14 protein-coding genes and 2 tRNA genes are annotated in these 14324 nt (G+C 73.9%); 8 read left to right on the forward strand and 8 right to left on the reverse strand.

Annotated features, from left to right (window positions below):
* Positions 1 to 138: 138 nt before the first annotated feature.
* From IEW03_RS08190 to IEW03_RS08220, 7 genes are all read right to left on the reverse strand, one after another.
* Positions 139 to 1053 (reverse strand): ABC transporter substrate-binding protein, encoded by a 915-nt coding sequence (locus tag IEW03_RS08190; protein ID WP_188523199.1) that lies wholly within the window; start codon positions 1051 to 1053, stop codon positions 139 to 141.
* A 71-nt stretch (positions 1054 to 1124) separates the two neighbouring features.
* On the reverse strand, positions 1125 to 1859 hold the full coding sequence (locus tag IEW03_RS08195; RefSeq protein ID WP_188523200.1) for an ABC transporter permease: 735 nt from the start codon (positions 1857 to 1859) through the stop codon (positions 1125 to 1127).
* Positions 1856 to 2500 carry an ABC transporter permease gene (locus IEW03_RS08200; protein WP_188523201.1) on the reverse strand — a complete coding sequence of 215 codons (645 nt, stop codon included), beginning with the start codon at positions 2498 to 2500 and terminating at the stop codon, positions 1856 to 1858. The genes IEW03_RS08195 and IEW03_RS08200 overlap by 4 nt, the downstream gene beginning before the upstream one ends.
* Before the next feature lie 34 nt (positions 2501 to 2534).
* Positions 2535 to 3356, reverse strand: a complete 822-nt coding sequence (locus IEW03_RS08205; RefSeq protein ID WP_188523202.1) for an ABC transporter ATP-binding protein — start codon at positions 3354 to 3356, stop codon at positions 2535 to 2537.
* A gap of 182 nt (positions 3357 to 3538) precedes the next feature.
* Positions 3539 to 3614 (reverse strand) — tRNA-His (locus tag IEW03_RS08210).
* 82 nt (positions 3615 to 3696) lie between these two features.
* Positions 3697 to 4335 carry an oligoribonuclease gene (orn, locus tag IEW03_RS08215; RefSeq protein WP_268236086.1) on the reverse strand — a complete coding sequence of 213 codons (639 nt, stop codon included), beginning with the start codon at positions 4333 to 4335 and terminating at the stop codon, positions 3697 to 3699.
* A 144-nt stretch (positions 4336 to 4479) separates the two neighbouring features.
* Positions 4480 to 4659: a hypothetical protein gene (locus IEW03_RS08220; protein WP_188523203.1), complete on the reverse strand. Its 180-nt coding sequence runs from the start codon at positions 4657 to 4659 to the stop codon at positions 4480 to 4482.
* Between the two features lie 235 nt (positions 4660 to 4894).
* Here IEW03_RS08220 and IEW03_RS08225 point away from each other — a divergent pair.
* Positions 4895 to 4967, forward strand: a tRNA-Arg gene (locus IEW03_RS08225).
* 10 nt (positions 4968 to 4977) lie between these two features.
* Here the strand turns inward: IEW03_RS08225 and IEW03_RS08230 are convergent.
* Complete coding sequence (locus IEW03_RS08230; protein ID WP_188523204.1) at positions 4978 to 5358, reverse strand: winged helix-turn-helix transcriptional regulator; 381 nt, start codon at positions 5356 to 5358, stop codon at positions 4978 to 4980.
* A gap of 132 nt (positions 5359 to 5490) precedes the next feature.
* On the opposite strand from IEW03_RS08230, the gene IEW03_RS08235 reads away from it, so the two are divergent.
* The 7 genes from IEW03_RS08235 (at position 5491) to IEW03_RS08265 (ending at position 14321) form a co-directional block, all read left to right on the forward strand.
* A complete protein-coding gene (locus tag IEW03_RS08235) occupies positions 5491 to 6396 on the forward strand; it encodes an NAD(P)-dependent oxidoreductase (RefSeq protein WP_188523458.1) in 906 nt (301 codons plus the stop codon).
* A 50-nt stretch (positions 6397 to 6446) separates the two neighbouring features.
* Positions 6447 to 7286, forward strand: coding sequence for an NAD(P)-dependent oxidoreductase (locus tag IEW03_RS08240; RefSeq protein WP_229737880.1), 840 nt, complete (start codon positions 6447 to 6449; stop codon positions 7284 to 7286).
* Positions 7287 to 7378: 92 nt separating this feature from the next.
* Positions 7379 to 9142, forward strand: a complete 1764-nt coding sequence (locus tag IEW03_RS08245) for a GTPase (RefSeq protein WP_188523206.1) — start codon at positions 7379 to 7381, stop codon at positions 9140 to 9142.
* Positions 9139 to 10734, forward strand: coding sequence for a GTPase (locus IEW03_RS20560; protein ID WP_188523207.1), 1596 nt, complete (start codon positions 9139 to 9141; stop codon positions 10732 to 10734). The genes IEW03_RS08245 and IEW03_RS20560 overlap by 4 nt, the downstream gene beginning before the upstream one ends.
* A gap of 50 nt (positions 10735 to 10784) precedes the next feature.
* The gene (locus IEW03_RS08255) at positions 10785 to 11339 is read left to right on the forward strand and encodes a single-stranded DNA-binding protein (RefSeq protein ID WP_188523208.1); all 555 of its coding nucleotides are present in this window, start codon (positions 10785 to 10787) and stop codon (positions 11337 to 11339) included.
* 205 nt (positions 11340 to 11544) lie between these two features.
* Positions 11545 to 13227, forward strand: coding sequence for an energy-dependent translational throttle protein EttA (gene ettA / locus IEW03_RS08260; protein ID WP_188523209.1), 1683 nt, complete (start codon positions 11545 to 11547; stop codon positions 13225 to 13227).
* Between the two features lie 110 nt (positions 13228 to 13337).
* Positions 13338 to 14321, forward strand: coding sequence for a protein kinase family protein (locus IEW03_RS08265; RefSeq protein WP_229737838.1), 984 nt, complete (start codon positions 13338 to 13340; stop codon positions 14319 to 14321).
* The last annotated feature ends 3 nt before the right edge of the window (positions 14322 to 14324 follow it).

Genomic DNA, 14324 nt, shown 5'->3' on the forward strand with positions numbered 1-14324 from the left:
GCCCGAGACCTCTACCACCTACTCGAACGGGGACCGATCGTCGCTTGACATCCATAGGAGCGTCCGGTCGGGCCAGGCGGTCGACCGGTCAGGCCAGCTCAGGCCAGCTCAGGCCAGCTCAGGCCAGCTCAGGCCAGATCAGGCCAGGTCGTTGTCGGCCAGCCACTTCGCCGCGATGTCCTCGGGCGACTGCTGGTCGACCGTCGAGGCCACGTTGAGCTCCACGAGCCCCTCGGGGGTGAGGGCGGCGCTCACCGGGTCGAGGACGTCGGCGACCTGGTCGGCGACGTCGTCGCTCACGAGCGGCACGACGTTCGAGGCGAGGAACAGACCCTCGGGGTCCTCGAGGGTGACCAGGTCCTCGGTCTGGATGCGCGGGTCGGCGCTGAACACGTTGGCGACGTTCACGGTGCCGGCCACGAGGTCCTGGACGGTGGTGTCGCCGGTCGCCTCGAACGACACGTCCACGCCGTAGACCTCCTTCAGGCCCTTCGGGCCGTAGGGCCGCTGCTCGAGCTCCGCCGGGCCGCCGAGGACCAGGTCCTCGGAGGCGTCCGCCAGGTCCGCGATGGTCGTCAGCCCCTGGTCCTGCGCGAACTGTGCCGTGACCGTGTACGAGTCCTGGTCGGTGGCCGGCGACTGCTCGAGCACCGTGAGCCCGTCCGGCAGCGCCTCCGTCAGGGCCGCGTACACGTCGTCGGGCGACGTGGCCGTCGTCTCCGGGTCGAAGAACTGCAGCAGGTTGCCGGTGTACTCCGGGAAGACCTGGACCTCGCCCTCCTCGAGGGCGGGCATGTAGGCGTCGCGCTGGCCGATGCTGAAGTTGCGCTCGACGGTGAGGCCCTCGGCCTCGAGCGCCTGGGCGTAGATCTCGGCGATGATCTCGTTGGAGTAATAGGCCTGCGAGCCGACGACGATCGCGTCGGAGGCGGCCGTGGTGTCGCCGCCGGTGTCCTCCTCGAGCGGGTCGGAGCCGCCGCCGCACGCGGTGAGGGCGAGGACCGCGGTCGCGGCGCCCGCCACGAGGGTGAGGGTGCGTCGGTTGGTGCGCATCTTTTCTGCCTTTCTGCAGAGGGCGGCCGCCGGGGGGAGCGGGCGCCGGGGCGAGAACCGGTCCGGGTGGGTCAGGTGGCGGACGTGGCGACCTCGCGCCGCCGTCGCCGCCGGGCGGGGTCGCTCTGCTCCGCGCGCCGTGCGGAGACGCCGCGCGGCACGACCGCTCGCTCCAGCAGGGCGAAGAGCAGGTCGAGCACCACCGCGAGGACGACGATCACGAGGGCGGCGCCGAGGATCTGGGAGAAGTCGCGCAGCTGGATGCCCTGGACGATGTAGAAGCCCAGGCCCCAGCTGCCCACGTAGCCCGCCAGGGTGACGGTGGCGACGACCTGCAGCGTCGCCGACCGCAGCCCGCCGATGAGCAGCGGCAGGCCCAGCGGGACCTCGACCTTGCGGAGCACCTGCCCGGGCGTCATGCCGACGGACCGCGCGCCGTCGACGACGCGACGGTCGACGGCCTCGACGCCGGTGTAGGCGCCGGCGAGGATCGGCGGGACCGCCAGGAGCACGAACGCCGTCGTGGAGGCCGCGACCTTGTGCGTGACGCCGAGGAGGAGGACGAGCAGCAGCACGAGGCCGAACGACGGCACCGCGCGCGCGGCGCCCGACAGGGCGACGGCGAACTCCCGCCCGCGGCCCGTGTGCCCGATGACCCAGCCGGCCGGGACGGCGAGCAGCGCCGCGAGCAGCACGGCGACGGCGGTGAAGGCGAGGTGCGTCCCGATCGCCTCCGACAGCGGGAGCGCGCCCGTGGCCCGGTCGGGGGAGAAGATCCAGGCGATCGCGTCGGCGAAGAGGTTCATGTGGCGGCCCTCCGCCGGGTCCAGGGCATGAGCAGGCGCCCGACGAGCACCAGCAGCAGGTCGACCAGCAGGGCGACGGCGACGACGGCGACGACGCCCGCGAGGACCTCGGCGACGATCTGGCGCTGGTAGCCGTTGGTGAAGAGGTAGCCGAGGTTGTCGATCCCGATGAGGATGCCGACGGTGGCCAGGGAGATCGTCGAGACCGCGGTCACGCGCAGCCCGGCGAGGACGACGGGGCCTGCCAGGGGCAGGTCGACCTGCCAGAACCGGCGCCACGGGCCGTAGCCGACGGCGACCGCGGACTGCCGCACCGACGGCTCCACGGACCCGAGCGCGTCCGCGACGAAGCGCGTCATGATCGCGACGGCGTAGACGGTCAGCGCGATGATGAGGTTGACCTCGGACAGGAAGCTGATCCCGAGCAGCGGGGGCAGCAGGGCGAAGAGCGCGAGCGACGGGATCGTGTACAGCAGGCCGACGGCCGTCAGGAGGAGGCCGCGCGTGAGCCGGAACCGGAAGGCGAGCCAGCCGGCCGGCACGGACACGAGCAGGCCCAGCAGGATCGGCAGCGCGCTCTGGCGCAGGTGCTCGACCGTGAGCCTGCCGATGAGGTCCAGGTTGTCCAGGACCCAGGTCATGCGGTGCTCCGCCTCCGTGCTGCCCGTGTCGCGCTCACGCCGTGCCCTCGACGAGCACGCCCTGCGTACGGCCCGCCGTGTCCACCAGGACGGTGCCACGGTCGGTCCGTTTCGTGTGCAGGGCACGGGTGCCGCGCTCGACCCCGATGAAGCTGGCGACGAACTCGCTCGCCGGGTTCTCGATGATCTCGCTCGGGGAGCCGATCTGCGCCACGTGCGCGCCCTCTTGCAGGATGACGACCTGGTCGCCGAGGAGGAACGCCTCGTCGACGTCGTGGGTGACGAAGACGACGGTCTTGTTCAGCTCCTGCTGCAGGCGCAGCGTCTCGGTCTGCAGCTCGGCGCGGACGATGGGGTCCACCGCGCCGAACGGCTCGTCCATGAGCAGGATGTTCGGGTCGGCGGCCAGGGCGCGTGCGACGCCGACACGCTGCTGCTGCCCGCCGGACAGCTGGCTGGGGTAGCGCTCGGCGAGCGAGCGGTCCAGCCCGACGACGTCCAGCACCTCGAGCGCCCGCTCGCGGGCCGCTCGCTTCGGCGTCCCGGTGAGCCGCAGCACCGTCGTGACGTTGTCGATCACCCGCTGGTGGGGGAGCAGGCCGCCGTTCTGCAGGACGTAGCCGATGCTGCGCCGCAGCTGCACCGGGTCACGGTCGAGCACGGACGTGCCGTCGATCTCGATCGTGCCCGAGGTCGGCTCGACCATCCGGTTGATCATGCGCAGCAGCGTGGTCTTGCCGCTGCCGGACGAACCCACGAGCACCGTCGTGCGGTGCGGCGGGACGACCAGGTCGAAGTCCGCGACCGCGACGGTGCCGTCGGGGTAGGTCTTGGTGACCGACCGGAACTCGATCATGCGGGCCTCCGTGCTGGCGGGGGAGCGGGAGCACTCCGACGCCCTACCCGATCACATTCGCGGGCTGTGCGCGAGGGAATCCGCCGGTGGCGTCGCAGATCGGTCGTCGCGGGACGTCTCGGGCAAGGCCAGCCCGGAGACGGGACGAGGCCCGACCTCGGGGAGGTCGGGCCTCGTTCGTGTGGGGTGGCTAACCGGGCTTGAACCGGCGACCTCCTGGACCACAACCAGGCGCTCTACCGACTGAGCTATAGCCACCACGGCCCGGTCGTCGCGGCAGCTGCCACGGCGGATGCCGAAGCACCGGGCCGTCGAAAAGTGTACATGGTCCGCGACGAGGTCAGGACACCGGGGTGCGGTGGGTGACGGACGTCTCGGCCACCCGAGCCGCCACGGCCCGTGCCGACTTGGAGTCCGGGCCGGGCTGCGGCACGAAGAGCGCCTCGCGGTAGTACCGCAGCTCGTCGATGCTCTCGAGGATGTCCGCGAGGGCGCGGTGCCCGCCGTCCTTCTTGGGGGAGGCGAAGTACACGCGCGGGTACCAGCGCCGCGCGAGCTCCTTGATGGAGGACACGTCGACGATGCGGTAGTGGAGATGCCCGACGAGGGCGGCCATGTCCCGGTCGAGGAACATCTTGTCCGTGCCCACGGAGTTGCCGGCGAGCGGCGCCTTGCCGGGCTCGGGCACCCACTCGCGGATGTAGTCGAGCACCGTCTCCTCCGCCTGGGCGAGGGTGACGCCCCCGGCGAGCTCGGTGAGCAGCCCGGAGGTGGTGTGCATCTGGCGGACGAAGTCGTTCATCTGCTCCAGCGCCTCGGCGGGCGGGGCGATGACGACGTCGACGCCGTCCCCCAGCACGTTCAGCTCGGAGTCGGTGACGACGGCCGCCACCTCCACGAGCGCGTCGGCGCGCAGGTCGAGGCCGGTCATCTCGCAGTCGATCCACACGATGCGTTCGTCGGTCTTCGCAGGGCTCACGGACCTCAGCCTACGGTCATCACGCCGTCTGCCGGGGCACGACGAAGGCCCCGGCGCTCGGGGCGGCTCCTGGGAGCCGGTCCGAGCATCGGGGCCTTCGTCGTGTGTCCCGGGGGTGTGGCGTGCCGGGACACCCGGTCGGTGTCATGCGGTGAGCCGGTCGTGCAGCCACCGGGTGACGCTGGTGTGCTGACGACGGGCGTTCGGCTGGGAGCGCTGCTTCTGCTGGCGCTTCAGTCGGAGGAGGGTGCGATGGCGCTCGGCCTCCTCGAGGCGTTCGCGCTGGATGACCTGCACGATGAGCAGGTCGTAGGGGTGCGACATGGTGCTGTCCTTCGTGACGTGGGGTCGTCGGTCCGGGCCAGGGACCACCCGTGCGACCGGCGTCGGACCGGCCGCGCGTCACCGCGGTGCATGGACGAGTCTGCCGGGCGCCGTCCCGGCAGCGCACGGCTTTTTCCCAGGTCGCACCGGCGAACCCAGCCGCCGTGGACCGTGATCGGAGCACCTGACGCCCGATACGATGGCGCTGCGCCCTGGTCGCTCGACTGGGCGTAGCGCCTCCGTAGCTCAATGGATAGAGCAACGGCCTTCTAATCCGTGGGTTGCAGGTTCGAGTCCTGTCGGAGGCACCGAGGGGCGTCAGGGCCGGGGCATCGCCGCGGCGTCGGCATGGTCGACGAGCTCGGGCTGCTCGCGCCGGATCCGCTCCATGCCCCAGCGCCCGAGCGGGTCGAGCGCTGCGTTGAGCGCCCTCCCGTGCCCGGTCAGCGTGTACTCGACGCGGGGCGGCACCTCCGCGTAGACGGTGCGGACCACGAGCTGGTCGGCCTCCATCTCCCGCAGGTGCTGGGTGAGCATCTTCTCGCTCACCCCCGGGAGGCCGCGGCGCAGCTCGGCGAACCGCCGGACGCCGTGGGCCTCGAGCTCCCAGAGGATCAGGCCCTTCCACTTGCCGCTCACCACGTCGAGCGCGGCGTCGATGCCGCACACGTAAGGGCCGCGCCGCGCGCTCGTGACCATCGTTCTCCTCCAGGGTGCGAGGGCACTTACCGCAAGGTACGTACCCCAGAAAATAGTGCGTACTTCTCAGTCCTTCCCTACCCGCTGAGCATGGAGGTACACCGACCACCGCACAAGAGGAGCACCGTCGTGATGCACGAACCTGCTCGACCCGCCGTCATCGGCCTCGGCCCGATGGGCCAGGCGATGACCCGCGCGCTGCTCGCCGCCGGGCACCCGGTCACCGTCTGGAACCGCACGCCGAGCCGGGCCGACGGCGTGGTCGCCGCCGGCGCCGTCCTCGCCCCGAGCCCGGCGGAGGCGGTCGCGGCCGGCGGGCCCGTCGTCCTGAGCCTCACCGACTACCGGGCCATGGACGACGTGCTCGGAGGGGCCACCGAGGCCCTCGCCGGCCGGACGGTCGTCAACCTCAGCTCGGACACCCCGGACCGGACGCGCGACGCCGCCCGGTGGGTGCAGTCCCACGGCGGGACGTTCCTCGCCGGGGGTGTGATGGCGCCGCCGCCGATGGTCGGCACCGACGGCTCGAGCGTGTACTACAGCGGGCCGGAGGAGGTCTTCGCCGAGCACGCCGCGACGCTCGCCGCGATCGGCGAGGCGCGGTACCTGGGCGAGGACCCGGGTCTCGCCCAGGTGATGTACCAGGCGCACCTCGACGTGTTCCTGACCTCGCTGTCGGGGCTGATGCACGCGACCGCGCTGGCGGGCAGCGCCGGCATCCCGGCGAGCGAGTTCCTGCCGGAGGTGCTGCCCACGCTGACGGGCATCCCCGCGATGCTGGGGGAGGGCGACGGGCAGGGCGACCGTGCGGGCGTGCGCACGGGCGCGCAGATCGACGCGGGCCGGCATCCCGGGGACCTCAGCACCGCGACGATGATGGGCGCCACCGCCGACCATGTCGTCGGCGCGAGCGAGGCGGCGGGGATCGACCTCGCCCTGCCACGCGCCGTCCAGGCGCACTACCGGCACGTCCTGGACGCGGGGCACGGCCGCGACGGCTGGACCCGCATCCTCGACGCCATCCGGGACCCGCGATGAACGCGGTCGGCGCGACCACCGGGACGCATGCCGGGGAGAGCCCCGTGGCCATGCTCGGCCTGGGTGCGATGGGTGGCGTGCTCGCCGGGGTGCTGCTCGACGCGGGCCGCGACGTCACGGTCTGGAACCGGAGCGCCGGGAGGGACGAGGCGCTGGTGGCGCGGGGCGCGCGGCGCGCGGCCGGCGTGCGCGAGGCGGTCCTGGCGGCGCCGACGGTCGTCGCCTGCCTGTACGACCACGCGTCCGTGCACGAGACGCTGGACCCGGTCGCGGGCGACCTGCGCGGCCGCACGCTGGTGAACCTCACCACGACCACCCCGAACGAGTCGCGCCAGGTGGCGGCCTGGGCGTCGCAGCACGGTGCCGAGTTCCTCGACGGCGCGATCATGGCGACGCCGGACATGATCGGGACACCCGGCGGGTCGATCCTCTACAGCGGGAGCCGCGACGCCTTCGACCACGGCCGGGGGATCCTCGACGTGTGGGCCACGAGCACGTTCGAGGGCACCGACCCCGGGCGCGCGTCGCTGCTCGACCTGGCGATGCTCTCGGGGATGTACACGATGTTCGCCGGCTTCCTGCACGGCGCGGCGATGGTGGGTGCCGACGGCGTCAGCGCCCGCGACTTCGCCGCCCGGGCGACGCCGTTCCTCGCGGCGATGACGCAGGCCTTCGCCGCGGACGCCGAGACCGTGGACGGCGGGGACTACACCACCGTCAGCCAGAGCCTGGAGTGGTCCGACCTGGGCCATCTCGTGCGCGCGAGCGAGGAGCAGGGCGTGGACCCGGGACCGATCGCGGCGGTCGAGGCGCTGCGCCGCCGGCAGGTCGACGCCGGGCACGGGCAGGACGACTTCGCGAGGATCTACGAGAGCCTCCGGCGACGCTGACCCGAGGTGCGGTGCGCGGCCGGGCGGCGGGATCGCCCGGCCGCGCGGCGCGCGCGTTTGGCAGCGGACCTTCCAACCGGAAGGATGTGCCCGTGACTCCTTCCCTCGAAACGCGCGCCTCGCGCCGCGCCGCGCGCCACGCCGAGGCCGAGGCAGCCGAGGAGATCGGTCTCACCGTCCACGACGTGGCCCGTGACCTGCGTCGCGACGTCGCGGCCGTGCGCCTCCCGCTGCCGATCGAGGGGTCGGCCGCCGCGGAGGCGTCCCGGGACCGGCTCCTCGCCCAGCTCGACGAGCACCTGCTGCCGCGCCTCAAGGAGCTCTCGTCGCCGGCGGTCGTCGTCGTCGCGGGCTCCACCGGCGCCGGCAAGTCCACCCTCTACAACTCCCTGCTCGGCGAGGAGGTGTCGGAGGCGGGCGTGCTGCGCCCGACGACCCGCGAGCCGGTGCTCGCCCACCACCCCGCCGACGCCGAGCTCGTCACGACGGGGCCGGTCACCGAGCTGTCCCGCGTCGTGCAGCACGAGGGGGTGCCGCGCGGTACGGCCCTGCTGGACGCCCCCGACCTCGACTCGTTCGTGCAGGAGAACCGCTCGACCGCGCACCAGCTGCTCGAGGGTGCCGACCTGTGGCTCTTCGTCACGACCGCGGCCCGCTACGGCGACGCGCTGCCCTGGCAGGCGCTCGGCCGGGCGACGGAGCGGGGGGCCTCCGTGGCGATGGTGCTCAACCGGGTGCCGAAGGAGACCCTCACGACCGTGCGCGGCGACCTGCTGCAGCGGCTGCGTGACCACGGGATGACCGACGTCCCGCTCTTCGTCATCCCGGACGTGGGCCCCCACGAGGGCCTGCTCGAGCCGTCGGTCGTGGCGCCGGTGCGGCGGTGGCTGACGATGCTCGCGGGGCCGGACCGCTCGCGGGCCGTCATCGTGCGCACGCTCAAGGGCGCGCTCGGCGCGCTGCCCGGCTGGGTGAACTCGCTGGCCGAGGCCGTCGAGGCCCAGCGGGAGGCGTCGCACGTGCTGCGGCGCACCGCCGAGGGCGAGCTGCCCGCGGCCGAGCAGCTCGCACGGGACGCGGTGGCCGCCGGCGTCGTGGCGGGCGCCTCCGTGGAGGCGCGCTGGCGGGACCTGTCCGGGGCGGTCGGCGTCGACCGCGTGAAGGTGCGCGGCGACCGCGCGCGCAGCACGCGGCGCGCCGGCCGGGCCCGGGAGGTCGCGCTCGACGAGCTGCGGTCCGACGTCGTCGCGGCGGCTGCGCGCACGCTCGTCGCGGCCGGTGCCCGCGTCGAGGAACGGCTGCGCGCGGTGCTCGCAGGTCCCGGGGCCCCCGCGGGTGGCGAGGCCGTCGTGCCGGACGGCGCCGCGCGGGCGGCGGCGCGGGAGGCCGCCACCGGGCCGGTGGTCGAGGAGTGGGCCACGCAGGCCGACGCGCTGGTCGCGGAGGGGATGCGTACCGGCTTCCGCACGACCGGCGGCGACACGACCGGCGGCGACACGACCGGCGGCGACACGACCGGCGGCGACGACGCCCCGGCTGAGGCCCCCGCGCCCGACGACGCCTCGGTCGCCCGCGTCCAGGCGGCCGCGAAGGCCTTCGGGCCGCGCGGCACGGCCACCCTGCTGCTCGCCTCCGCCGCCGGCAGCGACGACGCGGCCCGCGTGCTGACCCGCGTGCTCGGCGACCTCGCCGACGGCCCGGTCGACGAGCTGCGCGCCGACCTCGCCGACCGGGCGGCCGCCGTCGTCGACGGCGAGGTCGAGGCGGTGCTCGACATCCTGGGGGCCCCGGACCTCGCCGACGACGCGGCCGCCGGACTGCACGTGCGCCTGGCCGAGCTGAGGAGACTGACATGACGGCCGACCGCCACACCTCGCACGACGCCACCCTGCGGGCGCGGACCGAGGACGTCGCCGAGGCGCTCGCGATCGCGGGCTCGCGCCTGGACGACGCCACGTCCGAGCGCGTCACGACCGCGGTCGAGGGCGTCCGGGCACGCCTCTCCCTCGGCGTCGACCACACGATCGTCGCCTTCGCCGGCGGCACCGGATCGGGCAAGTCGAGCCTGTTCAACAAGGTCTCCCGCCTGAGCTTCGCGGACGTGGGCGTCAAGCGCCCCACGACCGCCCGCGTCACCGCGTGCGCCTGGTCGCAGGACGCCGAGGCGCTGCTGGACTGGGTCGGGGTCGACCGCGAGCGCAGGATCACCCAGAGCGGCGAGCTGGACGGCGTCGACGAGCGTCACCTCGACGGGCTGGTGCTGCTCGACCTGCCCGACCACGACTCCGTGGAGCCGGCGCACCGCGAGGTCGTCGACCGGGTGCTGCCGATGGTGGACCTCCTCGTGTGGGTCGTGGACCCGCAGAAGTACGCGGACGACGCGCTGCACTCGGGCTACCTGCGCGACTCGGTCGGGTCCGAGGCGTCGATGGTGGTGCTGCTCAACCAGGTCGACACCGTGCCGGACGCGCAGCGCGAGAACCTGCTCGGCGACCTGCGCCGGCTCCTGGCCGACGACGGTCTGACGGGCGTGTACGTGCAGGCGGTGTCGGCGCGCAGCGGCGAGGGCGTGGACGAGGTGCGCACCCTGCTCGAGGAGGCGTGCGCCCGCCGCTCGGTCGCGGCCGGCCGGGCCGCCGCGGAGCTCGACGCCGCGGCCCGCCTGCTGCTGGCCCAGACGCCCGCCGAGGTGCCCTGGCAGATGGGCCCCGCGGTCGAGCGCGAGCTGGACGCCCTGGTGGTCGCGACCGGGCTCGACTCCGTTGCGAGCCAGGTCGGCAACACCGTCCGCAACGGGTACGGCCACCCCGAGGTCCCGCCGCCGGACCGGGACGCCGTCGCGCTGTCGCGGGCCCGCTGGCTCACGCGCGCCGGTGCGTCGCTGCGGCCGGGCTGGCAGCGGTCGCTCGCCGAGTCGGTCTCGGGGGCCGACCAGCTCCGCACCGCGGTGGCCGGCGCCCTGCGGGGCATCCCGCTCGACGCGCGCGGCCCGTCGGCGGCGCGGACGATGCGGCGGGTGGCGTGGGGGCTGGCCGGCCTGGCCGTGGTCGCGGCGGTGCTCGGGCTCCTCGCTGTCACGGGCGTGCTGGACCTGCCCGACCCGTGGGGGACGGTCGTGCTGGTGGTGGCCGGGCTGCTGGCCGTGGCCGCCGGGGCGACGGCGCTCGCGGGTGTGGCTGCCCGCCGCCGGCTCGCTGCCCGCCGGGAGCATGCGGTCGCGACGGCGGGGCGCGCAGCCCTCGAACGGGTGCTCACCGAGAGCCTCGGCGAGCCCACCCGGAAGCTGCTGGTCGAGCACCGCCGGGTGCGCGAGCTCGCGCAGGCCGCGACGGAGCTGCCTGCCGCGCGCCCGCTGACCGGCACGCTGAGGCTGCCCACAGAGCACGAGCTCGCGTCGTCGTCCACGAACACCGGGTCCGGGGCCCGGGAGGCAGGCGCGCGCGGCTGATCCTGGGCGTCCCGGCCGGCACGGTGCCGGCCCCGAGCACAGGAGCACGCATGAGCGACGTCAACGTCACGGTCGTCGGGCACGTCGGTACCGAGCCCACCCTGGCGACGTCCCCGCAGGGCACCGACTGGACCTCGTTCCGCCTGGCGAGCACGCGCCGGGTCCGCGACCCGAGGACCGGCGAGTGGGCCGACGGGGAGACCCTCTGGTTCACCGTGAAGCTCTTCCGGGACCGGGCACGCCACGTGTGCATGTCCGTGCGCAAGGGCGACCCGGTGGTCGTCCGGGGTCGCCTGACCCTGGAGGAGTGGGACGCCCCGCGGGAGCACCCGCTGCCGGACGGCGGCACCGCCGTCGTCACGGAGCGCCGCTCGCGGCAGGTGATCGAGGCTCAGCACGTGGGCGTGGACGCCACGCGCGGCATGGTGCGCTTCGCCCGCGTCAGCGACCGGGCGGACCAGCCCGGCGGCGAGGCGGTCGCCGTCGCGCCGGCCACGGACACCGACCCGTGGGACCTGTCGCCGGACGCCGTGCCCGGCGACGCCTCCGGCGCTGTGGTGGAGGAGGGCGAGAAGGGACCGGTGCCCGAGACGGTCGGGGCCTGAGGACGGGGCCCCCGGGAACCGGCCCGGGCCGTCCGGTGACCTCTGGGCCCGCCCGTTCGGGTCGCGGTCGCGTAGGCTGGGGGATCGGCTGCGATGCCGGTCCTCCAGCATGCGGTGGGGACCACCTCTTCCGGGCGTTCCCGCCCGCGAGGCCCGCATCGTGCCGCTCCAGACTCCGCGCGATCGAACGGTGGAAGCAGAGCCAGTGGCTGAGTTCATCTACTCCATGTACAAGGCGCGCAAGGCGCACGGCGACAAGGTCATCCTCGACGACGTGTCGCTGAACTTCCTGCCCGGCGCCAAGATCGGCGTCGTCGGCCCCAACGGCGCCGGGAAGTCGACGATCCTCAAGATCATGGCCGGCCTCGAGCAGCCGTCCAACGGCGAGGCCCGCCTCTCCCCGGGCTACACGGTCGGCATCCTCCAGCAGGAGCCGCCGCTCAACGAGGACAAGACGGTGCTCGGCAACGTCGAGGAGGCGGTCGGCCCGATCAAGGCCAAGATCGACCGCTTCAACGAGATCTCGGCCCTCATGGCCGAGCCCGACGCAGACTTCGACACGCTGCTCGCCGAGATGGGCACGCTGCAGGAGGAGATCGACGCCGCCGACGCGTGGGACCTCGACTCCCAGCTCGAGCAGGCGATGGACGCGCTGCGCTGCCCGCCGCCGGACGCCGACGTCAAGGTCCTGTCCGGGGGTGAGCGGCGCCGCGTCGCGCTGTGCAAGCTGCTGCTGGAGAAGCCGGACCTCCTGCTGCTCGACGAGCCCACCAACCACCTGGACGCCGAGTCCGTGCTGTGGCTCGAGCAGCACCTGGCCACGTACCCGGGCGCCGTCCTCGCCGTCACGCACGACCGGTACTTCCTCGACCACGTCGCGGAGTGGATCTGCGAGGTCGACCGCGGCCGCCTGTACCCGTACGAGGGCAACTACTCCACCTACCTGGAGAAGAAGGGCGAGCGCCTCAAGGTCCAGGGCAAGAAGGACGCCAAGCTCGCCAAGCGCCTCAAGGACGAGCTGGACTGGGTGCGCTCGAACGCCAAGGGCCGCCAGACGAAGTCCAAGGCGCGCCTGGCCCGCTACGAGGAGATGGCGGCCGAGGCGGAGCGCACCAGGAAGCTCGACTTCGAGGAGATCCAGATCCCCGCGGGCCCGCGCCTGGGCAACGTGGTCCTCGAGGCCGAGAACCTGCAGAAGGGCTTCGACGGCCGCCAGCTCATCGACGGCCTCAGCTTCACGCTGCCGAAGAACGGCATCGTGGGCGTCATCGGCCCCAACGGCGTCGGCAAGACCACCCTGTTCAAGACGATCGTGGGCCTGGAGCCGCTCGACGGCGGCGAGCTCAAGGTCGGCGACACGGTGAAGATCTCCTACGTCGACCAGTCCCGCGGTGGCATCGACCCGAAGAAGACGCTGTGGGAGGTCGTCTCCGACGGGCTGGACTTCATCAAGGTCGGCAACGTCGAGATCCCGTCGCGCGCCTACGTGGCGTCGTTCGGCTTCAAGGGCCCGGACCAGCAGAAGCCCGCGGGCGTGCTGTCGGGCGGTGAGCGCAACCGCCTCAACCTCGCGCTCACCCTCAAGCAGGGCGGCAACCTGCTGCTCCTCGACGAGCCCACCAACGACCTGGACGTCGAGACCCTCGGCTCGCTCGAGAACGCGCTGCTCGAGTTCCCGGGCTGCGCGGTCGTGGTGTCCCACGACCGGTGGTTCCTGGACCGCGTCGCGACGCACATCCTCGCCTACGAGGGCACGGAGGAGAACCCGGCGAGCTGGTACTGGTTCGAGGGCAACTTCGCGTCCTACGAGGAGAACAAGGTCGAGCGCCTCGGGGCCGACGCGGCCCGCCCGCACCGCGTGACGTACCGCAAGCTCACGCGCGACTGAGCGGTCCGCCGACCAGGCCCTCCTCCCCGCACCGGGGAGGAGGGCCTGCCGCTGTCCGGCGGACGGTAAAGAGGTGGGACGCGTCGGCCGGGCTCGGGCAGGATGCGCGGATGACGACCGGCACGCCGCCCTCCCGCAGGCGCCCCACCTGGCCCGAGCTGCCCGCACCGGTGCGGGCGGCGATCGAGACGCGGCTCGGCGCGCCGGTGACCGGGTGGACCAGCCACGACGGCGGCTACTCGCCGGGCCTCGCCTCCACCCTGCGCACCGACGGCGGGACGGTGTTCGTCAAGGCGGTCGGCGTCTCCCACGAGTTCGCGGCCACGCTGTACCGGCAGGAGGCGCGGCGCAGCGCCCTGCTCCCGCGCGGTGTGCCCGCCCCGCGTGCACGCTGGCTGCTGGACGTGCCCACCGATGACGGCGCGTGGGTCGCGGTCGCCTCGGACGCCGTCGCCGGCCGGGCGCCGACCTCGCCGCTGCGCGGCCGGGACCTGGACGCGGTCGCCCAGCTCGCCCTGCGTGTCGGCGAGCACGAGGTCGCGCCGGGCGTCCTGCCCGAGGTGGCCGACGAGCTGCCCACGAGCTGCACCGCCGCCCTCGCGGCCGATCGCCCCGAGGGCCTCGCCACCCTCGACCCGTGGTTCACGACCCACCTCGACCGCCTGGCGGACCTCGAGCGGCACGCGCCCGAGGCGGTCGCCGGGACCCGGCTCGTGCACGGCGACCTGCGCGCCGACAACACGCTGCTCGTCGAGCCGGCCCCGGACGGTGGACGGGCTGCCGGCGCCCGGCCGGCCGCGCTCGCCGTCGACTGGGCCTACCCCGCGCGGGGCGCCGCATTCTGCGACCTGGTCGGCATGCTGCCGGCGACGCAGGCCGGGGGCGGGCCGGCCCCGGAGGACGTGCTGGCCCGGCACCCGTTGCCGCACGGCACCGACGAGGATGCGGTGACGGCGTACCTCGTGGCTCTGACGGGCTACTTCGTGCACTCGTCGCTGCAGCCGCCTCCGCCCGGCATCCCGCACGTGCGGGCGTTCCAGCGGGTGCAGGGCGAGGCCGGCGTCGCCTGGTTGCGTCGCCGCCTCGGCGGCTGACGG

Origin of the sequence: Isoptericola cucumis, assembly GCF_014635665.1 — a bacterium.
Lineage (GTDB): Bacteria > Actinomycetota > Actinomycetes > Actinomycetales > Cellulomonadaceae > Isoptericola > Isoptericola cucumis.

Excerpts from the sequence above, each read along its gene's own strand:
- IEW03_RS08190 (WP_188523199.1), bottom strand. The coding sequence starts at position 1,053 with ATGCGCACCAACCGACGCACCCTCACCCTCGTGGCGGGCGCCGCGACC.
- IEW03_RS08230 (WP_188523204.1), bottom strand. The coding sequence starts at position 5,358 with ATGGTCACGAGCGCGCGGCGCGGCCCTTACGTGTGCGGCATCGACGCC.
- IEW03_RS08205 (WP_188523202.1), bottom strand. The coding sequence starts at position 3,356 with ATGATCGAGTTCCGGTCGGTCACCAAGACCTACCCCGACGGCACCGTC.
- IEW03_RS08240 (WP_229737880.1), top strand. The coding sequence starts at position 6,447 with ATGCTCGGCCTGGGTGCGATGGGTGGCGTGCTCGCCGGGGTGCTGCTC.
- IEW03_RS08200 (WP_188523201.1), bottom strand. The coding sequence starts at position 2,500 with ATGACCTGGGTCCTGGACAACCTGGACCTCATCGGCAGGCTCACGGTC.
- IEW03_RS08235 (WP_188523458.1), top strand. The coding sequence starts at position 5,491 with ATGCACGAACCTGCTCGACCCGCCGTCATCGGCCTCGGCCCGATGGGC.
- IEW03_RS08220 (WP_188523203.1), bottom strand. The coding sequence starts at position 4,659 with ATGTCGCACCCCTACGACCTGCTCATCGTGCAGGTCATCCAGCGCGAA.
- IEW03_RS20560 (WP_188523207.1), top strand. The coding sequence starts at position 9,139 with ATGACGGCCGACCGCCACACCTCGCACGACGCCACCCTGCGGGCGCGG.
- IEW03_RS08265 (WP_229737838.1), top strand. The coding sequence starts at position 13,338 with ATGACGACCGGCACGCCGCCCTCCCGCAGGCGCCCCACCTGGCCCGAG.
- IEW03_RS08195 (WP_188523200.1), bottom strand. The coding sequence starts at position 1,859 with ATGAACCTCTTCGCCGACGCGATCGCCTGGATCTTCTCCCCCGACCGG.
- IEW03_RS08255 (WP_188523208.1), top strand. The coding sequence starts at position 10,785 with ATGAGCGACGTCAACGTCACGGTCGTCGGGCACGTCGGTACCGAGCCC.